Annotated in this window: 19 protein-coding genes; 13 read left to right on the forward strand and 6 right to left on the reverse strand. The window is 72.3% G+C overall.

Annotated elements, in window-relative coordinates; genetic code table 11:
- The first annotated feature begins 145 nt into the window (after positions 1-145).
- The 3 genes from R2D22_RS07985 to R2D22_RS07995 are packed head-to-tail and all read left to right on the forward strand — an operon-like array spanning position 146 to position 3104.
- On the forward strand, positions 146-1297 hold the full coding sequence (locus R2D22_RS07985) for an acyl-CoA dehydrogenase family protein (RefSeq protein ID WP_318102208.1): 1152 nt from the start codon (positions 146-148) through the stop codon (positions 1295-1297).
- A gap of 28 nt (positions 1298-1325) precedes the next feature.
- Positions 1326-2111 carry an electron transfer flavoprotein subunit beta/FixA family protein gene (locus tag R2D22_RS07990; RefSeq protein ID WP_318102209.1) on the forward strand — a complete coding sequence of 262 codons (786 nt, stop codon included), beginning with the start codon at positions 1326-1328 and terminating at the stop codon, positions 2109-2111.
- 36 nt (positions 2112-2147) lie between these two features.
- Positions 2148-3104, forward strand: coding sequence for an electron transfer flavoprotein subunit alpha/FixB family protein (locus R2D22_RS07995; RefSeq protein WP_318102210.1), 957 nt, complete (start codon positions 2148-2150; stop codon positions 3102-3104).
- A 74-nt stretch (positions 3105-3178) separates the two neighbouring features.
- On the opposite strand, the gene R2D22_RS08000 is transcribed toward R2D22_RS07995, so the two are convergent.
- The 4 genes from R2D22_RS08000 to R2D22_RS08015 form a co-directional block, all read right to left on the reverse strand.
- Positions 3179-3565: a PhlB family protein gene (locus tag R2D22_RS08000; protein ID WP_318102211.1), complete on the reverse strand. Its 387-nt coding sequence runs from the start codon at positions 3563-3565 to the stop codon at positions 3179-3181.
- Between the two features lie 97 nt (positions 3566-3662).
- Entirely contained in the window at positions 3663-4367 is a 705-nt protein-coding gene (locus tag R2D22_RS08005; protein WP_318102213.1) for a TetR/AcrR family transcriptional regulator, read from the reverse strand.
- Positions 4368-4424: 57 nt separating this feature from the next.
- Complete coding sequence (locus R2D22_RS08010; protein WP_318102214.1) at positions 4425-5186, reverse strand: SDR family NAD(P)-dependent oxidoreductase; 762 nt, start codon at positions 5184-5186, stop codon at positions 4425-4427.
- Between the two features lie 97 nt (positions 5187-5283).
- Positions 5284-5994 (reverse strand): substrate-binding domain-containing protein, encoded by a 711-nt coding sequence (locus R2D22_RS08015; RefSeq protein WP_318102216.1) that lies wholly within the window; start codon positions 5992-5994, stop codon positions 5284-5286.
- Positions 5995-6070: 76 nt separating this feature from the next.
- Between R2D22_RS08015 and R2D22_RS08020 the strand changes: the two genes are divergently transcribed.
- The 7 genes from R2D22_RS08020 to R2D22_RS08050 all read left to right on the forward strand — a co-directional run bounded on the left by R2D22_RS08020 (position 6071) and on the right by R2D22_RS08050 (position 13263).
- Positions 6071-6838 (forward strand): IclR family transcriptional regulator, encoded by a 768-nt coding sequence (locus R2D22_RS08020; protein ID WP_318102218.1) that lies wholly within the window; start codon positions 6071-6073, stop codon positions 6836-6838.
- Positions 6839-6975: 137 nt separating this feature from the next.
- Positions 6976-8187 carry a 4-hydroxybenzoate 3-monooxygenase gene (locus R2D22_RS08025; RefSeq protein WP_318102219.1) on the forward strand — a complete coding sequence of 404 codons (1212 nt, stop codon included), beginning with the start codon at positions 6976-6978 and terminating at the stop codon, positions 8185-8187.
- Positions 8188-8211: 24 nt separating this feature from the next.
- Entirely contained in the window at positions 8212-9237 is a 1026-nt protein-coding gene (locus R2D22_RS08030) for an amidohydrolase family protein (protein WP_318102220.1), read from the forward strand.
- Between the two features lie 25 nt (positions 9238-9262).
- A complete protein-coding gene (gene ligK, locus R2D22_RS08035) occupies positions 9263-9952 on the forward strand; it encodes a 4-carboxy-4-hydroxy-2-oxoadipate aldolase/oxaloacetate decarboxylase (protein ID WP_318102221.1) in 690 nt (229 codons plus the stop codon).
- 11 nt (positions 9953-9963) lie between these two features.
- Positions 9964-10962: an amidohydrolase family protein gene (locus tag R2D22_RS08040; protein ID WP_318102223.1), complete on the forward strand. Its 999-nt coding sequence runs from the start codon at positions 9964-9966 to the stop codon at positions 10960-10962.
- Between the two features lie 23 nt (positions 10963-10985).
- The gene (gene ligA, locus R2D22_RS08045) at positions 10986-12296 is read left to right on the forward strand and encodes a protocatechuate 4,5-dioxygenase subunit alpha (RefSeq protein WP_318102224.1); all 1311 of its coding nucleotides are present in this window, start codon (positions 10986-10988) and stop codon (positions 12294-12296) included.
- 1 nt (position 12297) lies between these two features.
- Complete coding sequence (locus tag R2D22_RS08050) at positions 12298-13263, forward strand: Gfo/Idh/MocA family oxidoreductase (protein WP_318102225.1); 966 nt, start codon at positions 12298-12300, stop codon at positions 13261-13263.
- A gap of 44 nt (positions 13264-13307) precedes the next feature.
- Here the strand turns inward: R2D22_RS08050 and R2D22_RS08055 are convergent, their stop codons facing one another.
- On the reverse strand, positions 13308-14462 hold the full coding sequence (locus R2D22_RS08055) for an acyl-CoA dehydrogenase family protein (protein ID WP_318102226.1): 1155 nt from the start codon (positions 14460-14462) through the stop codon (positions 13308-13310).
- 129 nt (positions 14463-14591) lie between these two features.
- Between R2D22_RS08055 and R2D22_RS08060 the strand changes: the two genes are divergently transcribed.
- From R2D22_RS08060 to R2D22_RS08070, 3 genes are all read left to right on the forward strand, one after another.
- On the forward strand, positions 14592-15197 hold the full coding sequence (locus tag R2D22_RS08060; RefSeq protein WP_318102228.1) for a TetR/AcrR family transcriptional regulator: 606 nt from the start codon (positions 14592-14594) through the stop codon (positions 15195-15197).
- A 257-nt stretch (positions 15198-15454) separates the two neighbouring features.
- Entirely contained in the window at positions 15455-16987 is a 1533-nt protein-coding gene (locus tag R2D22_RS08065; protein WP_318102229.1) for an APC family permease, read from the forward strand.
- 24 nt (positions 16988-17011) lie between these two features.
- Positions 17012-17956 carry a hypothetical protein gene (locus R2D22_RS08070; RefSeq protein WP_318102230.1) on the forward strand — a complete coding sequence of 315 codons (945 nt, stop codon included), beginning with the start codon at positions 17012-17014 and terminating at the stop codon, positions 17954-17956.
- Between the two features lie 15 nt (positions 17957-17971).
- Here R2D22_RS08070 and R2D22_RS08075 read toward each other — a convergent pair whose 3' ends face one another.
- Positions 17972-19129, reverse strand: a complete 1158-nt coding sequence (locus R2D22_RS08075; protein WP_318102231.1) for a glycoside hydrolase family 6 protein — start codon at positions 19127-19129, stop codon at positions 17972-17974.
- Positions 19130-19246 lie beyond the last annotated feature (117 nt).

Raw genomic sequence — 19246 nt, forward strand, 5'->3', positions numbered from 1 at the left:
GTTCGGGCGTACGGAGCGACGCGCGCGAGCTTCCTCACGGAACCCCGTTCCCCGAGTTGCTGGCATCATGGCACTGAGTGTGTTTTGCTGAGGGTACTCAGTGCCAAAAGCCAGCTGTAGCCGTGCCAGAGGGAGCGCCAGGATCATGGGCAAGGACTTCGACCTGTACCGGCCGTCGGAGGAGCACGACATGCTCCGCGAGACGGTCCGTTCGCTCGCGGAGGCGAAGATCGTTCCGTTCGCGGCGGCGGTCGACGAGGAGGGCCGGTTCCCGCAGGAGGCGCTGGACGCGCTGGTCGCGGCCGACCTGCACGCGGTGCACGTCCCGGAGACCTACGGCGGCGCCGGCGCGGACGCGCTGGCCACGGTGATCGTGATCGAGGAGGTCGCCCGCGCCTGCGGCAGCTCCTCCCTGATCCCCGCGGTGAACAAGCTGGGCTCGCTGCCGGTGATCCTGTCCGGCTCGGAGGAGCTGAAGCACAAGTACCTCGGCCCGCTGGCCAAGGGCGACGCGATGTTCTCCTACGCCCTCTCCGAGCCGGACGCCGGCTCGGACGCGGCCGGCATGAAGACCCGCGCGGTGCGCGACGGCGACTCCTGGGTGCTGAACGGCGTGAAGCGGTGGATCACCAACGCGGGCGTCTCGGAGTACTACACGGTGATGGCCGTCACCGACCCCGACAAGCGCTCCAAGGGCATCTCCGCCTTCGTGGTGGAGAAGTCCGACGAGGGGGTGTCGTTCGGCGCGCCGGAGAAGAAGCTCGGCATCAAGGGTTCCCCGACCCGCGAGGTCTACCTCGACAACGTCCGCATCCCGGCCGACCGGATGATCGGCGCCGAGGGCACCGGTTTCGCCACCGCGATGAAGACCCTGGACCACACCCGGATCACCATCGCCGCCCAGGCCATCGGCATCGCCCAGGGCGCCCTCGACTACGCCAAGGGCTACGTCAAGGAGCGCAAGCAGTTCGGCAAGCCGATCGCCGACTTCCAGGGCGTGCAGTTCATGCTCGCCGACATGGCCATGAAGCTCGAGGCCGCCCGCCAGCTCACCTACGCCGCCGCCGCCAAGTCCGAGCGTGTCGACGGCGACCTGACCTTCTTCGGCGCCGCGGCCAAGTGCTTCGCCTCCGACGTCGCCATGGAGGTCACCACCGACGCCGTCCAGCTCCTCGGCGGCTACGGCTACACCCGCGACTACCCCGTCGAGCGCATGATGCGCGACGCCAAGATCACCCAGATCTACGAAGGCACCAACCAGGTCCAGCGCATCGTCATGGCCCGCAACCTCCCGTAACCCACCACCTCTTGGAAGGAGCCAGGCCGTGACCCTCAGGATCGCTGTCTGCGTGAAGTACGTTCCCGACGCCACCGGCGACCGCGGTTTCGCCGACGACCTGACGACCGACCGCGAGGCGGTCGACGGTCTGCTGTCGGAGCTCGACGAGTACGCCGTCGAGCAGGCGCTGCGGATCTCGGAAGAGGCCGACGACGCCGAGGTCACCGTCATCACCGTCGGCCCGGACGACGCCAAGGACGCGCTGCGCAAGGCGCTGTCGATGGGCGCCGACAAGGCCGTCCACGTCAACGACGACGACATCCACGGCTCTGACGTCATCGGCACCTCGGCGATCGTCGCCAAGGCCCTGGAGAAGACCGGGTTCGACCTGGTCGTCTGCGGCATGGCCTCCACCGACGGCACGATGGGCGTACTGCCCGCGCTGCTCGCCGAGCGCCTGAACCTCCCGCAGGTCACGCTGCTCTCGGAGGTCTCGGTCGAGGACGGTCTGGTGAAGGGCCGTCGCGACGGCGACGCCGCCACCGAGCTGATCGAGGCCCCGCTGCCGGCCGTCGTGTCCGTCACCGACCAGTCCGGCGAGGCCCGTTACCCCTCCTTCAAGGGGATCATGGCCGCGAAGAAGAAGCCGGTCGAGGAGCTCGACCTGGACGACCTCGGCATCGACGCGGACGAGGTCGGCCTCGGCGGGTCCTGGACCCTCGTCGACTCCGCGACCCCGCGCCCGGCCCGTACCCAGGGCACGATCGTCACGGACGAGGGCGACGGCGGCAAGCAGCTCGCCACCTTCCTCTCCGCGCAGAAGTTCATCTGACCGCCCCGCTGTTCACCGTTTCAGGAGCAATGAATCATGGCTGAGATCCTGGTTCTCGTGGACCACGCCGACGGTGCGGTCCGCAAGCCGGCCCTCGAACTGCTGACCCTGGCCCGCCGCATCGGCGAGCCCTCCGCCGTCGTGCTCGGCGCCGGCGACGCCGCCGCCGCGATCGCCGCCACCGCCGGCGAGTACGGCGCGGCCACCGTGTACGTCGCGGACGGCCCGGAGTTCGCCGAGCAGCTCGTCGTGCCGAAGGTCGACGCGCTCACCCAGATCGCGAAGGACAAGGGCGCCGCGGCGGTGCTCGTCACCTCGTCCGGCGAGGGAAAGGAGATCGCCGCGCGCGTCGCGCTGCGCCTCGAGTCCGGTCTGATCACGGACGCGGTGGAGCTGGAGGCCGGCGAGAACGGCCCGGTGGCGACCCAGTCCGTCTTCGCCGCCTCGTACCAGGTGAAGTCGACGGTCTCGCACGGCGCGCCGGTCATCACCGTCAAGCCGAACTCCGCCGCGCCCGAGGCCGCCCCGGCCGCCGGGACGGTCGAGAACGTCACCGTCGCCTTCACCGGCAACGCCGCGAAGGTCGTCTCGCGCACCCCGCGCGTCTCCTCCGGCCGCCCGGAGCTGACCGAGTCCGCGATCGTGGTCTCCGGTGGCCGCGGCGTCGGCGCCGCCGAGGGCTTCGGTGTCGTCGAGAACCTGGCCGACTCGCTCGGCGCGGCCGTCGGCGCCTCGCGCGCCGCGGTGGACGCCGGCTGGTACCCGCACTCCAACCAGGTCGGCCAGACCGGCAAGCAGGTCTCGCCGCAGCTGTACATCGCGGCGGGCATCTCCGGCGCGATCCAGCACCGGGCCGGCATGCAGACGTCGAAGACGATCGTCGCGGTCAACAAGGACCCGGAGGCTCCGATCTTCGACCTGGTCGACTACGGCGTCGTCGGCGACCTGTTCGAGGTGCTCCCGCAGCTGACGGACGAGATCGGCGCCCGGTAGTCAGGACGCGCTCAAGACGAGAGCCGGTCGGAGGCCCTGGGCCTTCGACCGGCTCTCGCCGTTCTGCGTCCGTTTCAGATCCAGCCGTCGAGCGGGACCTCTTCGCACAGCCGCACCACCGGCTCCGTGCCGGGCAGTTCGGAGGCGGCCGCGACCTTCACGCGGACCCCGGGGCGTACCGCGTGCAGCGGGCCGTCGACCCGGCAGCGCACCACGAAGCCCTCGGTCATGTGGACCGGCCAGAGGTCCGCCTCGGCCGCGGAGACCCCGCGGCGGACGGAGACGATGCCCTCGCCGGTGCTGAGTTCGGGGGTGAGATCGGTCGACCCGCAGGTCGGACAGAGGAGGCGCTGGAACGTCGTGGTGTGACACCACTGGCAGCGCTGGAAGTACAGCTCCGAGCCGACTACCGGCTCGTCGGTCCGGGTGGCGGTCCCAGTCCTGAATCCCGTGTGGAACATGCCTTCTCCTTGCACTCGACGGCTCGACCGTGCATGGATCCAACATATGGCACTGAGTGCCACGAAAGAAAGCACTCAGTTCCCTCAGTTCGATAACTCATCCGTTACCGAGACTCGACTCCACCTCCCGCACCACCCGCCACATCGGGGTGTTGCGCCGGGTGATCACAACGACCACGTCCTCGTCCTCCCGGTCGGCCGGCGGCTCCGCGCCCGGCCCGTCCGGGTTCCAGGTGTCCCGGACGAACGCCAGGGCCCGGTCCACCTCGGCGAGCGGGTCGCCCTCGCCGCCGGAGCGCAGCCAGGCGCGCAGGACGTGGTTGTGCGCCGCGACCACGGCGGCGGCCACCACGTTGGCCCGCAGGGTGCCGTCCCGGCGGTCGGCGAACCGGGTGCGCAGATAGTCGCCGAGGGTCTTCTCGTACCGCCAGACCACGGAGAGCTCGTAGGTGCGCAGTCCGGTCACCTCGCGGGTGAGCCGGTAGCGCTGGACGGAGAACGTCGGGTTCTCCGCGTACATCCGCATCACCAGGCGGGTGGCGTCGCAGACCCGGACCAGCGGGTCGTCGGTGTCGGCGCTGGCGGCGAGGAAGGCGGTCATCTCGGCGAGCGCCTGCTCGTGGTCCGGGAAGACCACGTCCTCCTTGGACGGGAAGTACCGGAAGAAGGACCGCCGGCCGACTCCCGCGGTCTTCACGATGTCGTCGACCGTGGTCTGCTCGTAGCCGCGCTCGAGGAAGAGCTGGAAGGCCGCCGCGACGAGGGCGTCGCGCATCGAGGACTTTGCGGGGCTGGTGCTCATACCCCGAACCTAACACTCAGACCCCTCGCGCGGCGGCACTTGGTGCCACGCCAGGGATCAGCGCGCGGCCATCCGCAGCGCGCCGTCCATCCGGATCGTCTCGCCGTTCAGGTAGTCGTGCTCGGCGACCATGGCGACGAGCCGCGCGTACTCCTCCGGGCGCGCGAGGCGCTGCGGGAAGGTGACGCCCGCGGCGAGCCCGGCGCGGATCTCCTCGCTGAACCCGGCCATCATCGGCGTGTCGACGATGCCGGGGGCGATGGTGACCACCCGGATGCCGTACTGGGCGAGGTCACGGGCGGCGGTGATCGTCATCCCGGCGACGCCGGCCTTGGAGGCGGCGTACGCGATCTGGCCGACCTGGCCCTCGAACGCGGCGATGGAGGCCGTGTTGACCACCAGGCCGCGCTGGCCGTGCTCGTCCGGCTCGTGCCGCGCGATGGCCTCGGCGGCCAGCCGCATCACGTTGAAGGTGCCGAGCAGGTTGACGTGGAGGACCGTCTGGAACAGCTCCAGGTCGTGCGGGCCCTTGCGGCCGAGGACGCGGGCGGAGGGCGCGATCCCGGCGCAGTTGACCGCGAGCCGCAGCTCCGCGCCGTCCGCGTCGATGCGGGCGAGCGCCTCGCGGACGGGCTCCTCCCGGGTGACGTCGGCGGCGATCAGGGTGACGCCGTCCGGCTGGGGACCGGCCGCCGCGACGGCCTTGTCCAGGTCCAGGCCGTAGACGGTGGCGCCGCGGGCGGCGAGAGCGGCGGCGGTGGCGGCGCCGAGACCCGACGCCGCGCCGGTGACGAGCGCGGCGGAACCGGCGATGTCCATGGAACTCCTCGAATCGTGTTCGGGTGCGGTGCCGGTCGGGCTGTGGCCCGGCCGGCACCGATACGTCTACATGATCCGGGAGTCCCGCCGCGATCCCCTAGTTTCCGTGCTCCTGCTTCTCGGCGGCCCGCATTCCCCGGGCTGCCGCGACCCTCGACGCCGCGTCGGAGCCCAGGAGGTCGAGGACCTCACCCGCGGGACCCGGCCGGCCGGAGGCGGCGAGGACGCCCCCGCCGAACGTCGAGCTGATCGCGGTGTCCCCGGGCAGCGGGCCGATGACGACGACGCCCGGCAGGTCCATCAACTCGCTGTGCTGCTGGAACGCCAGGTCGGCCCGGCCGTCCGCCAGCAGGCTGCCGGCCGGCACCCCGGGCGGCGCCTGGACGAGTCGGTCGGACAGCGCGTCGGCGAGCCCGAGCCGGGCGATCAGTTCGAGGAGGGCGGTACCGCTGGGGCCCGTGGAGTAGGCGACCCGCCGGGCGGACCGCAGGGCCGCGCGCAGGTCGGCCTCCGAGCCGAGCGCCGGCACGGCGGCGCCTTCCGGCACGGCGGCGACGACCTGCGAGACCCACAGCGGTCGCGCCGTGCCCGGCAGGACGTACCCCTCGTTCTCCAGCGCGGCCAGGGCGCCGGCGGCGAGGACGAGCAGGTCGGCCTCGGCGCCCTCGCGCACCCGGCGCGCGATCTCGACCCCGCCCGCGGAATCGAAACGGACGGAGAGCCCGTCGGCGAGCCGGATGTGCTCGGACAGCTCGGCCAGGACGGGCCGCGTCGCCATCGAGGACAGCCCGGAGATCGGTCGGTGCACGTCGCCTCCTTGGATGTCCGGCAGATGGTACGGCGGGCGACCGGGTGGCTCAACGCCGGTCTGGGAGACTTGCGGAGTGAGCGCAACCCGGAGCACGGCGGCTGGAAAAGTCCTGGAGGTCCTCTCGGCCTTCGACCGCGAGCACCCGTCGCAGACCCTGTCGGAGATCGCTCAGCGCACCGGCCTGGCCCTGAGCACCACGCACCGGGTGGTCGCCGAGCTGGCCGCGTGGGGAGCCCTGGAGCGCGGCGAGGACGGGTCGTGGCACGTCGGGCTGCGGCTCTGGGAGATCGCCTCGGGATGCCCGCGCACCCAGATCCTGCGCGACGTGGCGCTGCCGTTCATGCAGGACCTGTACGAGGTGACGCACGAGAACATCCAGCTCGCGGTGCGGGAGGGCACGGAGCTGGTGTTCGTCGAACGGATCGCGGGCCACCGGTCGGTGGAGCTGCTGACGATGGTCGGGACGCGGTTCCCGATCGCCTCCACGGGGATGGGACGGGTCCTCCTCGCGCACGCGCCGCAGGAGATCCAGCAGGAGGTCCTCGACGCGCCGCTGCGGGCCTGGACCCCGCACACGGTCGTCGATCCGAAGGCGCTGCGGGCGCAGTTGGACCGGATCCGCCGCGAGCACGTCTTCGTCAGCGACCGGCAGCTCTCCGAGAGCACGGTCGCGGTGGCCGCGCCGGTGCGCATCGGGCGGGTCGGGCCGGTGAGCGCCGCCCTGGGCGTGGTGATCACGGCGCAGGGCGCGAGCCGTGCGCGCCGGCTGCGGGAGCCGCTGCTGCGGGCCGCGCACGGGATCTCCGAGGAGCTGGGCCGGCGGACCCGTACGAGCTCCTGAGGCTCCGGATCGGCACGGGCCTCCGCCTGCCCGGATCGGGACGGGCTTCCGCCTGACGGAAACGGCGGCGACCGGACACCGGGTCGGGTGTCAGCGTTCGGGGTGTTCCGAACGTCCGCGCCCGCTCAGGAGTTGCCATGGCCGATGCCCCCGTCGACACCGTCGCCTCGGTGCCCGTCGCCGTCGTCGGCGCCGGCCCCGCCGGCCTGATGCTGGCGCACCGCCTGGGGCGCGCCGGGATCGAGACCGTCGTGCTCGACACCCGTACCCGGCACGAGATCGAGACGACGCAGCGGGCCGGCATCCTGGAGGCCGACGTGGCCCGGGACCTGGTCGAGACCGGTGTCTCCGACCGGATCCTGCGGGACGGCCACGAGCACGAGGGCACCGAACTACGGTTCGGCGGCCGGGCGCACCGGATCCATTTCAAGGCCCTGGTGGGCGAGTCGGTGTGGCTCTACCCGCAGACCGACGTGTTCATCGACCTGGCCGACGCGCGGGAACGCGACGGCGGGACGGTCCACTTCGGCATCCGGGACACCGAGGTCCTCGACATCACGACCGAGGCGCCCCGGGTCCGCTGGACCGCGGCCGACGGGTCCCGGCACGAGATCCGCGCGCGGTACGTGGTCGGCGCGGACGGCTCCCGCAGCATGTGCCGCAACCTGGTCCCCGAGGACCGGCGGGTGCGGTACGGCAACGAGTACCCCTTCGCCTGGTTCGGCATCCTGGCCGAGGCTCCGCCGAGCGCGCCCGAGCTGATCTACGCCCACTCGGAGCACGGGTTCGCGCTGATCAGCCAACGGACCGAGACCGTGCAGCGGATGTACTTCCAGTGCTCCCCGGAAGAGTCCGTCGACGCCTGGTCCGAGGACCGCATCTGGGAGACCCTCCAGGCCCGGGTTGCCGGCGAGGACGGCTTCCGTCTGAAGGAGGGGCCGGTCCTGGAGAAGACGGTGCTGCGGTTCCGCTCCTTCGTGCAGGAGCCGATGCGCTGGGGTTCGCTGCTGCTGGCCGGCGACGCCGCGCATACCGTGCCGCCGACCGGCGCCCGCGGGCTCAACCTGGCACTGCACGACGTGAAGGTGCTCGCCGACGTGCTGACGCGGGCGCTCGGCGGCGCGGGCGGGGCCGCGCTGGAGGAGTACCAGCCGCGGGCCCTCCAGCGGGTCTGGCGGGCGCAGAACTTCTCGTACTGGATGACCCAGCTGCTCCACACCGCGCCCGGCGGCTCGGCCTTCGACCTGCGGCGCCAGCTCGGCGAGCTGGACAACGTGGTGGGCACCCGCGCCGGACGCACGTACCTGGCCGAGCAGTACACCGGCTGGCCCGTCAGCTCCGCACGCTGACCGAGAGGACCCCGAGGTTTTCCCATGATCATCGATTGTCACGGCCATTTCACCACCGCCCCGCAGCAGTTGGCGCGGTGGCGCGACCGGCAGATCGCGGCGGCCGAGGGCCGCGGCCCCGTCCCGGACCCCGCCGAGCTGGTCATCACCGACGACGAGCTGCGCGCCGCGATCGAGGAGAACCAGCTGCGGCTCATGGACGACCGCGGCAGCGACCTCACGATCTTCTCCCCGCGCGCCAGCTTCATGGCCCACCACATCGGCGACTTCGCGGTCTCCTCGGTGTGGGCCCGGATCTGCAACGACCTGGTCCACCGCGTCAGCACGCTGTATCCCGACCGGTTCGCCATGGGCGCGATGCTGCCGCAGTCGCCGGGCGTCGACCCCGCGACCTGCCTGCCCGAGCTGCGACGCGCGGTCGAGGAGCTCGGCGCGGTGACGGTCAACCTCAACCCCGACCCGTCGGGCGGCAGTTGGACCGCTCCTCCGCTGACCGACCGCAGCTGGTACCCGGTCTACGAGGCGCTGGCCGCGTACGACGTACCCGCCATGATCCATGTCAGCACGTCCTGCAACCCGGCCTTCCACACCACCGGCGCGCACTACCTCAACGCCGACACCACGGCCTTCATGCAGCTGCTCCAGGGCGATCTGTTCACCGACTTCCCCACGCTGAAGTTCGTGATCCCGCACGGCGGCGGCGCCGTCCCGTACCACTGGGGCCGGTTCCGCGGCCTGGCCATGGCGCTGGGTCGGCCGGACCCGGAGACACTGCTCGACAACGTCTTCTTCGACACCTGCGTCTACCACCAGCCCGGCATCGACCTGCTCACCCAGGTCGTCCCCAGCCGGTCGGTCCTGTTCGCCAGCGAGATGATCGGCGCGGTCCGCGACATCGACCCGCGCACCGGTCACCACTTCGACGACACGAAGCGGTACGTCGAGGCCACTTCGAACCTCTCCGACGCCGACCGCGCCGCCGTGTACTCCGGCAACGCCCTGCGCGTCTACCCCCGACTCGCCGCCCGCCTCGCCGCGGCCGGCCGCTGACCCCCGCATTCCAGGAGAAGGACGCATGGAACACACCGAGATCGGCGTCGTCCACACGAAGATCGACCGGGCGGATCCGGCGGCCGTCGCGGAGCTGTCGAAGTACGGCGTCGCGACGATCCACGAGGCCATGGGCCGGGTCGGGCTGATGCGCCCCTACCTGCGCCCGGTGTACCCGAAGGCCCGGATGTGCGGCACGGCCGTGACCGTGCTGCTCCAGCCCGGCGACAACTGGATGCTGCACGTGGCCGCCGAGCAGATCCAGGACGGCGACGTCGTCGTCGCGGCCTGCACGACGGAGAGCGAGGACGGCTTCTTCGGCGAGCTGCTCGCCACCTCGTTCCGGGCCCGGGGCTGCCACGGCCTGGTCATCGACGGCGGGGTCCGTGACGTCACCGACCTGGAGGGCATGGACTTCCCGGTCTTCTCCCGCGCGGTCAACGCCAAGGGCACCGTCAAGGCCACCCTCGGCTCGGTCAACGTGCCCGTGGTCTGCGGCAACGCGCTCGTGCGCCCCGGTGACGTCGTCGTCGCGGACGCCGACGGTGTCGTCGTTGTGCCGCGCGAGCGGGCGGCCGAGGTGGCCGCCGCCTCGGCCGCCCGCGAGGCGAACGAGGAGGGCAAGCGCGCCCGGTTCCGCGCGGGGAAGCTCGGCCTGGACATGTACGGGATGCGCGGCCCGCTGGCCGAGCTCGGCCTGCGGTACGAGGACTGAGGGGACCGACGATGACGAACTCCGAGCAGACCCCCGGCGCGCCGGCCTTCGAGCAGACCCCCGGCGCGCCGGCCTTCGAGCAGACCCTCGACGCACCGGCCTTCGAGCAGACCCCCGGCTGGCTGGACTGGTACGCCGGCCCGAGCCGGCCGAGGTTCCGGGTGCCCGAGGGCGCCGTCGACGCGCACTGCCATGTCTTCGGCCCCGGCGCCGAGTTCCCCTACGCGCCCGAGCGCAAGTACACGCCGTGCGACGCCTCCAAGGAACAACTCTTCGCGCTCCGCGACCACCTCGGCCTCGCCCGCAACGTCGTCGTCCAGGCAACATGCCACGGCGCCGACAACCGTGCCCTGGTCGACGCCCTGCGCACATCCGGCGGCCTGGCCCGCGGCGTCGCGACCGTACGAAGGGACGTCACCGACGCCGAGCTGCGCGAGCTGCACGAGGCCGGCGTCCGCGGCGTACGGTTCAACTTCGTCAAGCGGCTCGTCGACGCGGCGCCTCGGCAGGACCTGCGGGACATCGTCGAGAAGATCGCGCCCTACGGCTGGCACGTCGTCGTCTACTTCGAGGCAGCCGACCTCGCCGACCTGCGGGACTTCTTCCTGTCGATCCCGGTGCCGCTGGTCGTCGACCACATGGGGCGGCCCGACGTCACCAAGGCCCCGGACGGCCCGGAGTTCGAGACCTTCCTGAACTTCCTGCGCGCCCGGCCCGACATCTGGTGCAAGGTGAGCTGCCCCGAGCGGCTCACCGAGAGCGGCCCGCCGGCCCTGGACGGCGAGCGGCACGCGTACCGCGACGTGATCCCCTTCGCCCGCCGCGTGGTCGAGGAGTTCCCCGACCGGGTGCTGTGGGGCACCGACTGGCCCCACCCGAACCTCACCGACCACATGCCGGACGACGGTCTGCTCGTCGACCTCGTCCCCGACATCGCGCCGACCGCGGCCCTGCAGCACAGGCTTCTCGTGGCCAACCCGATGCGCCTGTACTGGCCGGACGCCGACTGACCCGCCCACGACCGGAGGCCACCATGTCACTGGACAAGACCTACAAACTGGTGCCGGGGACCACGATCTTCGACGCCGAGCAGTCCGCCAAGGGCTACCACCTCAACCAGTTCTGCATGTCGTTGATGACGGCGGAGAACCGCGCCCTGTACCTCGCCGACGAGCGTGCCTACCTGGACTCCTGGCCGCTGCGCGAGGAGCAGAAGCAGGCCCTGCTCGACCGCGACCTCAACGCCGCGATGCGCGAGGGCGGCAACATCTACTTCCTCGCCAAGTGGGGCGCCACGCTGGGGTTCTCGTTCCAGCAGATGGCGGGCTCGATGACCGGCATGACCGAGGAGGAGTACCGCGCCATGATGGTCGGCGGCGGCCGCTCGGTCGAGGGCAACCGCATCGACCACGCCGTCCTGGAGGCGGCGCACGCCGACCCGACTCCCCCGGCCGAACACGCCGAGATCACCGGCGCCGTCTTCACCTCCCACGTACCGGCGATCGGTGCGGCGCTCGACCACGAGAAGACCGAAGAGCCGTACTGGCGGCCGCTGTTCGACGGGTACGAGTACTCGAAGGCGTGGGAGAGGGAGAATCTCCCCGATGTGATCTTCCTGGTCTACAACGACCACGCCTCGTCGTTCGACCTCTCGCTGATCCCGACGTTCGTGCTCGGCACGGGCGCCTCGTTCCCCACCGCCGACGAGGGGTACGGGCCCCGTCCCGTCCCGGGCGTCGAGGGCGACCCGGACCTGGCCGCGCACATAGCGCACTCGCTGATCCGGGACGACTTCGACCTCACCCTCGCCAACGAGCTGACCGTCGACCACGGCCTCACCGTCCCGCTGTCGCTGATGTTCGGCGACGTCGAGAAGTGGCCGTGCAGGGTGATCCCGTTCCACGTCAACGTGGTGCAGTACCCGGTGCCTTCGGGCGCCCGCTGCTTCAGGCTCGGGCAGGCGCTGCGCAAGGCCGTCGAGTCGTACGACCGGCCGCTGAAGGTCCAGGTGTGGGGCACCGGCGGCATGAGCCACCAGCTGCAGGGCCCCCGTGCCGGCCTGATCAACCGCGAGTGGGACAACGCCTTCCTCGACCGGCTGATCGCCGACCCGGCCGGGCTGGCCGAGGTGCCGCACCTCGAGTACGTCGAGGAGGCCGGCTCGGAGGGCATCGAGCTGGTCATGTGGCTGATCGCCCGCGGCGCGCTGAGCGACGTGGACGGTTCCGGCGCCGTCGAGGTCAAGCACCGCTTCTACCATGTGCCCGCGTCCAACACGGCGGTCGGGCATCTGATCCTCGAGAACCACCCGCGGGCCCAGGAGCCCGCCGAAGGAGTGAACTGACATGACCCACGACCGCACCCTCCGCGTCGCCCTGGCCGGCGGCGGCGCCTTCGGCGCCAAGCACGCGGCCGCGCTCCGGCGGATCGAGGGCGTCGAGGTGGCCGCCGTGGTGAGCAGCTCCCTCGACCGGGCCCGGAAGTTCGCCGCCGAGCAGGGCATCGGCCGCGGGGTGGCCTCCCTCGACGAGGTCCTCGCCATGGACGACATCGACGCCGTCGTCCTGGCCACCCCGACGCAGATGCACGCCTCGCAGACGCTGGCCTGTCTCGCAGCGGGCAAGCACGTCCAGACCGAGATCCCGCTGGCCGACTCCCTCGCGGACGCCGAGGCGTGCCAGGCGGCGCAGGAGCGCACCGGACTGGTCGCGATGGTGGGCCACACCCGCCGCTTCAACCCGAGTCACCAGTGGGTGCGGCGCCGGATCCGGGCCGGCGAGTACAACATCCAGCAGATGGACGTGCAGACGTACTTCTTCCGGCGCACCAACCTCAACGCGCTCGGGCAGCCGCGCTCGTGGACGGACCACCTGCTGTGGCACCACGCCGCGCACACCGTCGACCTGTTCGCGTACCAGACGGGCTCGCCGATCGTGCAGGCCCACGCGATCCAGGGCCCGATCCACCCCGAGCTGGGCATCGCGATGGACATGTCGATCCAGTTGCGAACGGAGAGCGGCGCCCTCTGCACCCTGTCGCTGTCGTTCAACAACGACGGGCCGCTCGGCACGTTCTTCCGCTACATCGGCGACACCGGCACGTACATCGCCCGGTACGACGACCTGTTCACGGGCAAGGACGAGCCGATCGACGTGAGCGGCGTCGACGTGTCGATGGACGGCATCGAGCTCCAGGACCGGGAGTTCGTCGCCGCGATCCGCGAGGGGCGCGAGCCGAACTCCTCCATCGCCCAGGTGTTGCCCTGCTACCGGACGCTGGCGTCGCTGGAGCAGCAGCTCGCCGCCTTCTGAGGCTCCCGCGGGGAGCGGCCGGTCGGCCGCTCCTCCCCGTCCGGCTAGTGCGCGGCCGCCGACAGCTGGCGGCTGATCACCAGGCGCTGGATCTGGTTCGTGCCCTCGAAGATCTGCATGATCTTCGCCTCGCGCATGTAGCGCTCGACCGGGAAGTCCCGGGTGTAGCCGTAGCCGCCGAGGACCTGGACCGCGTCGGTGGTCACCTTCATGGCGGTGTCGGTGGCGATCAGCTTGGCCGCGCTGGCCTGGCGGCCGAAGGGGCGGCCGAGGTCGCGGCGGCGGGCCGCGTCGAGGTAGGTGGCGCGGGCGGAGTCGACGGCCGCGGCCATGTCGGCGAGCAGGAAGCCGAGGCCCTGGTGGTCGACGATCTTCCGGCCGAAGGTGGTGCGCTCGTTGGCGTACGCGACGGCCGCGTCGAGGGCGGCTTGGGCGAGGCCGGTGGCGCAGGCGGCGATGCCGAGCCGGCCGCAGTCGAGGGCGCTGAACGCGATCTGGAGGCCCTGGCCCTCCTCGCCGATGCGGCGGTCCGCGTCGAGCAGCGCGCCGTCCCAGTGGGCGGAGGTGGTGGGGACCGCCTGCAGGCCCATCTTGCGTTCCGGCTTGCCGAAGGTGAGCCCGGAGGTCGCGCCGGGGGCCAGGAAGCAGGAGATGCCGCGGCTGCCCGGGGCGGTGCGGGCGAACAGGGAGTAGAACCCGGCCTTGCCACCGTGGGTGATCCAGGCCTTGTTGCCGGTGATCCGGTACGCGGAGCCGTCGGTGGTCCGCTCCGCCTTGCAGGCGAGGGCGGCGGCGTCGGAGCCGGCCTGCGGCTCGGAGAGGCTGTAGCCGCCGACGCGCTCGCCGGCGAGCATGGCCGGGAGCCAGCGCTCCTTCTGCTCGGGCGTGCCGAAGGCGTGCAGCGGGTGGCAGGCGAGGGTGTGGACGCTGGTGGCGACGGCGACGGCCGCCCAGCGGGCCGCGAGCTCCTCCAGGACCTGGAGGTAGACCTCGTACGGCTGGCCTCCGCCGCCGAACTCCTCGGGGTAGGCCAGGCCGAGCAGCCCTGCCTGGCCGAGGGTGGTGAACAGGCCCTCCGGGTACGACTCGGCGGCCTCGTGCTCGTCCACGCGGGGGGCGAGCTCCTTGTCGGCGATCTCCCGGGTGAGGGCGATCAGGTCCGCTGCTTCGGGGGTGGGGAGCAGGCGGTCGACGTCCATGGCGACTCCAGTGGCGCTCGGAGGAGCAAGAGTGAAACGGTACTGCGAGTGGTACCGCAGTACCGTCGAGAGTAGCGCAGGCGGTGTCCGACGTAACCCCCCGAACGGGTAGCCCGGCATACTGTTCGGGTGATCGAGACCTCCGCAGCCGACGCACCGAAGCTGACGGGCCGCGGCGCGGCCCGCCGGTCCGAGCTGTTCGAGGAGCTCGTGGCGCTCCTGGTGACCGAGGGCTTCGCCCACTTCACGCTCGACGACCTCGCGGCGCGCCTGCACTGCTCGAAGCGGACGCTGTACGGACTCGCGGGCAGCAAGGAGCAGCTCGTCCGGGCCGCGGTGGTGCACTTCTTCCGGCGGGCGACGAAGCGGGTCGAGGCGGTCCTGGCCGCGCAGACCGACCCGGCCGGCCGGCTCGCCGCCTATCTGCGCGCGGTCGCGGCCGAGCTGGCCCCGCTCTCGCCCCGGTTCTTCGACGACGTGGCGGCCTTCGAGCCCGCCGCCGAGGTGTACGAGCGCAACACCCGGGCGGCCGCGGGGCGGGTGCAGCAGCTGATCGAGGAGGGCGTGCGGGCCGGGACCTTCCGCGAGGTGCACGTGGCGTTCGCCGCGGACGTCATCGCCTCCGTGATGGTACGGATCCAGCAGCGCCAGGTGGCGGCGGCGACCGGCCTCAAGGACGCGGAGGCGTACGAGCAGCTCGCGGAGCTGCTGCTGAGCGGCCTCCGCAAGGGCTGACGCGGCCGTTCCGGCGTCGCCCGGCCGGTTCGCGACCCCCGTGCGGCGGCGCATGCGAGGCGACAACGAAATCCGCAGCCGCGCCATCGAAAGCAAGGAAAGCGGTCGCTCATCTTGTCCATATCTCAAGAATGTGCGGCCTTCACCTTGTGAAACAACGGGCGCCTGAGGAAGATCGTGCGGCCGGCCGGAGCATGACGGCCGGCCCTCCCCCACTTCCCCATGTTCCTGGTTCCTTCGCCGGAGAGGCGCGTCCGTTGAGCAACAGGCCCGACACCGAGGGCGGCGGTGGCCTGCGGGCCGGCGCCCTGGGCACTTTCGATTCGGTGGTGATGGCGGTCGTCGGATGCGGCCCCGCCTACGCCGTGGCCGGGATCGTCCCGCTGGTCGTCGCCACCGCCGGTCTCGCCGCCCCGGCCGTCCTGCTGTTCTGCGCGATCCCCATGATCGGGATCGCGCTGGCCTTCCGTCACCTGGGCCGGCTCGACGTCAACGCCGGCGCCTCGTACAGCTGGGTGGCCCGCTCGCTGCACCCACTGCTCGGCTTCCTGAGCGGCTGGGCGGTGCTCTGCTCGACCACCGTCTTCCTCGTCTCGGCGACGGTGCCGGCCGGTGAGGCGACGCTCTCCCTCGTCTCCCCCGGGCCGGCCCACGACACCGGCTTGACGGTCGTGATCGGCGTCGGCTGGTTCCTGCTCATGGCCCTGGTGGCGGCGCGCGGCAGCCGGTTCGGCACGCTCGCCCGGACGACGCTCGGAGCCGTCCAGCTGGCGCTGTTGCTGCTCTTCGCCGTGGCCGGTCTCCTCGCCGACGACAAGGCCGCCGAGTTCTCGTTCTCCTGGTTGGGATTCGGCCACTTCGCCGGTCCGGACGCCTTCGTCGCGGGCGCGCTCGTCGCCGGCGTGACGTACTGGGGCTGGGACGTCACCAGCAACCTCAGCGAGGAGACCCGCGACAGCCGACGCACCTCCGGTCTCGGCGGTCTCATCGGCGTGACGCTGACGGGTGCGGTCTTCGTGCTCTTCACCGTGTCGGCGCTGGGCGTCCTCGGCCCGACGGCGATCGCGGACGACCCGGCCGGGTACCTCTCCGCGCTCGGCCAGAGCATCTGGCCGGGCTGGGGCGGCCGACTGCTGGCCCTCGCCGTCCTGTTGTCCACCGTCTCCACCCTGGAGCTGGCGCTCCTCTCGGCCAGCCGGACGCTGTTCGCCATGGGCCGCGACCGCACGCTGCCGCGGATCTTCGGCCGCACCCACCCCGAGTGGCGCACACCCTGGGTCGCCACCCTCACCGTCGCGGCGGTCGCGGTGCTCCTCCTCGTGGCCGCCCTGACGGCCGGATCCGGTGCGGAATTCATCGCGAGCGCGGTGTCCGGCGTGGGCCTGCACATCGCGTTCTACTACGCGCTCGCGGGGCTCGCGGTCGTCGTCGTCCATCGCACGGTGCTCTTCTCCTCGGCGGGCACGCTGTTCTTCGTCGGTCTGTGGCCCCTCGGTGGCGCGGTGTTCATGGGCTGGATCTTCGTCGAGTCAGTGCCCGCGCTGAACGCCCAGGCGCTCGGCATCGGACTCGGAGCCCTGGCGCTCGGACTCGTCCCGATGTCCCTCACCTGGTTCCAGGGCCGGAGCTACTACCGGCCGCGGCCGCTCGTCCCGCTCTCCGGCCACCCCGAACACACCGAGGCGACCGACGAGTTCGTCGCCTTCGACGCGTTCGGCGGCGGGGCGGCGGCCCGGCCGGCGTCCAGGGGCGGCTCCTCCGGACGGGACGACGTCCTCTCCGACTTCTGACCCTCCGACTCCTGGAGCACGCCCATGTCCGCCTGGCTGCGCCGCAGTTCACGCAAGCTCGTCTACGACCCCGCCCACGGCGACCGCGCGCTCGCCGACGGCTGCCAGGACATGCTGATGGGCCGGTGGGAGGGTGCCCGCGAACTGCTCGCCGAGCAGCCGTACGACGACTGGGACCGCCGCGCGCACCGCGTCCGACTGCTGGCCGACGCGGCGGCCGGGCTGCGCACCGTGGACGTGTGGCACGCGGCCGAGCCCGGCAGCCCGGACGCCGCCGTGCTGCGCGCCGAGACCGAGGTGATGCGGATGTTCGCCGCCGCGCGCTCCGGCACCTCACCGGCTGCGGACGTCCTCGACGGGGCGGCGCGGCTCTGCCTCCGGGCCTCCGAACTCGCCCCCGCCGACCCCCAGCCCTGGGGCTCGCTGATCGCGCTCGGCCGGCTGTACCCGGCCGGGCACAACGACATGGGGCGCTGGTGGCAGGAGCTTCGCACCCGGGACCCGTACCACCGGGAGGGCCACCACCAGGCGCTGCGCTACCTGTCCGCCCGCTGGCACGGCTCGCACGGCGAGGCGCAGAACTTCGCCTGGGACACGGTGGATTACGCGCCGCCCGGCTCACCGCTGACCGTGCTGCCGCTGGTCGCCCGCGCGGAGCACTACCGCTACCGGCTGGAGCACGAGGGCCGGACCGCGATCGGGCTGACGTACCACTGGAACGGCGAACGGGCGCAGTGGGACCTGCGCGTGACACTGGAGAAGTGGATCGGCGCGCGCACCACGGAGTACGCGCAGGACGTCCCCGACCTCAACCACCTGGCGCACGCGCTGGTCAACGCGGGCCGCAAGGAGGAGGCCGGGGACGTCTTCCGGCTGCTCGCGAACCGTGCGACCAAGGTGCCGTGGTCGTACACGGGCGACCCGGAGCAGCTGTTCACGTTCTGGCGGGACGAGGCACTGGCGGTCTGAGCCGGCTCAGCCGGCTCACACCGTCGGCAGGGCGGGGACGGCCAGCCGGACGAGTTCCAGGGCCTGGGCGGGGAACCACTCGCCGGCCGCGGGGTCGGCCGTCCGGCGCTCCGGGTCCAGCGGACCGGCCGTACCGCGCAGGCAGAGGCCGTCGGACTCCCCCGGCGTCTTGATCCAGAGCCGGGCGTCGTGCAGCGGGTCCCCGGTGGCCGCGGTCGGGCGGGCCCCGACGCCGCGGCCGGGCGGGTTGCACCAGTCCTGCGGGTCGCTGTACCTGCCGGCCGGCGCGGTCCACGGGCCGCGGCCGTTGCGGCTCGAGTCGGTGACGAAGTGCCGGACGCCGGGGTGCCGCGCGAGCCAGTCGCGCGCGGTCCGCGGGTCCGTCCGCTGGTTCGGACAGGCCGCGGGATCGCCGCCGGCCGTCGCGTGCCCGAGGCAGGACGAGATCAGCCGGCCGTACCAGGTGCTCGCGGCGTCGGTGTGGTGGTTCGAGACGTTGACGGCGAAGCCGGTCGCGCGCTCGGCCCCGGCCCTGATCAGGCGCGCCACCAGCGAGTTGACGGTGTGCCAGCCGGGATGCCCGGCGTCGAGGTAGACCCTGGTCCCGGCGAGGGGTTCGAGGGTGTCGACGGCGTAGCCGAGTTCGGCGTAGCGGGCGGCGGTCCGGGTGCCGGCCGCGTCGTCCTGGCCGCAGTCGGAGGGGAGCAGGGCGAGCCCGTCCGGCTCCAGGACGACCAGCGCCGGACTCGCGCCGATACCGCGCGCCACGGCGTCGATCCAGGCGCGGTACGCGGCGGTGGTGCCGACGCCGCCGCCGGAGTAACCGGCGCAGTCCCGGCCGGGGATGTCGTAGACGACGAAGACCGGAACGGTCCCCTCGCGGGCGGCGGCACGCACGGTGTCGCGCGCCTCGGCCTCGGTCTCGGCGGCGCCCCCGTCGCCGAGCCAGACGGCGTGCGGGGTCCGGATCATCGCGAGCAGCCCGGCGGCGTCGCTCCGCTCGCCGCGCGCGAGGAGTTCGCGGTACTGGGCGTACGCGGCCGACGTGTGCGCGGGCGTGTGGAAGCGGACCGGGGCGGGCCCGTCCGCCGTCGCGGTCCCGGGCGCGGCCGGCAGGAACGCGGCCGCCAGGGCGAGGGCGAGCACGGCGGCGGAGGTGAGGCTGCGGCGCATGAACCGTCCTTCGACGGACCGGGAGGGCAGAAACGTTCCGAGGCGAACGCTCCGAGGAGCCTTCCGCCCCGGGTACCCGGATTCAAGCTCCGCCACCACCCGGCGGGCGCGCGGGCG

This window comes from Streptomyces sp. HUAS YS2, from assembly GCF_033343995.1.
Classification (GTDB): Bacteria; Actinomycetota; Actinomycetes; order Streptomycetales; family Streptomycetaceae; genus Streptomyces; species Streptomyces solicathayae.

What these genes read in the sequence shown, in the direction of transcription:
- R2D22_RS08070 (WP_318102230.1), top strand. Translation starts at nt 17,012, where the DNA reads ATGTCCGCCTGGCTGCGCCGCAGTTCACGCAAGCTCGTCTACGACCCC.
- R2D22_RS07985 (WP_318102208.1), top strand. Translation starts at nt 146, where the DNA reads ATGGGCAAGGACTTCGACCTGTACCGGCCGTCGGAGGAGCACGACATG.
- R2D22_RS08075 (WP_318102231.1), bottom strand. Translation starts at nt 19,129, where the DNA reads ATGCGCCGCAGCCTCACCTCCGCCGCCGTGCTCGCCCTCGCCCTGGCG.
- R2D22_RS08010 (WP_318102214.1), bottom strand. Translation starts at nt 5,186, where the DNA reads ATGGACATCGCCGGTTCCGCCGCGCTCGTCACCGGCGCGGCGTCGGGT.
- R2D22_RS07995 (WP_318102210.1), top strand. Translation starts at nt 2,148, where the DNA reads ATGGCTGAGATCCTGGTTCTCGTGGACCACGCCGACGGTGCGGTCCGC.
- R2D22_RS08030 (WP_318102220.1), top strand. Translation starts at nt 8,212, where the DNA reads ATGATCATCGATTGTCACGGCCATTTCACCACCGCCCCGCAGCAGTTG.
- R2D22_RS08040 (WP_318102223.1), top strand. Translation starts at nt 9,964, where the DNA reads ATGACGAACTCCGAGCAGACCCCCGGCGCGCCGGCCTTCGAGCAGACC.
- ligA (WP_318102224.1), top strand. Translation starts at nt 10,986, where the DNA reads ATGTCACTGGACAAGACCTACAAACTGGTGCCGGGGACCACGATCTTC.
- R2D22_RS08005 (WP_318102213.1), bottom strand. Translation starts at nt 4,367, where the DNA reads ATGAGCACCAGCCCCGCAAAGTCCTCGATGCGCGACGCCCTCGTCGCG.
- R2D22_RS08025 (WP_318102219.1), top strand. Translation starts at nt 6,976, where the DNA reads ATGGCCGATGCCCCCGTCGACACCGTCGCCTCGGTGCCCGTCGCCGTC.
- ligK (WP_318102221.1), top strand. Translation starts at nt 9,263, where the DNA reads ATGGAACACACCGAGATCGGCGTCGTCCACACGAAGATCGACCGGGCG.
- R2D22_RS08055 (WP_318102226.1), bottom strand. Translation starts at nt 14,462, where the DNA reads ATGGACGTCGACCGCCTGCTCCCCACCCCCGAAGCAGCGGACCTGATC.
- R2D22_RS08050 (WP_318102225.1), top strand. Translation starts at nt 12,298, where the DNA reads ATGACCCACGACCGCACCCTCCGCGTCGCCCTGGCCGGCGGCGGCGCC.
- R2D22_RS08000 (WP_318102211.1), bottom strand. Translation starts at nt 3,565, where the DNA reads ATGTTCCACACGGGATTCAGGACTGGGACCGCCACCCGGACCGACGAG.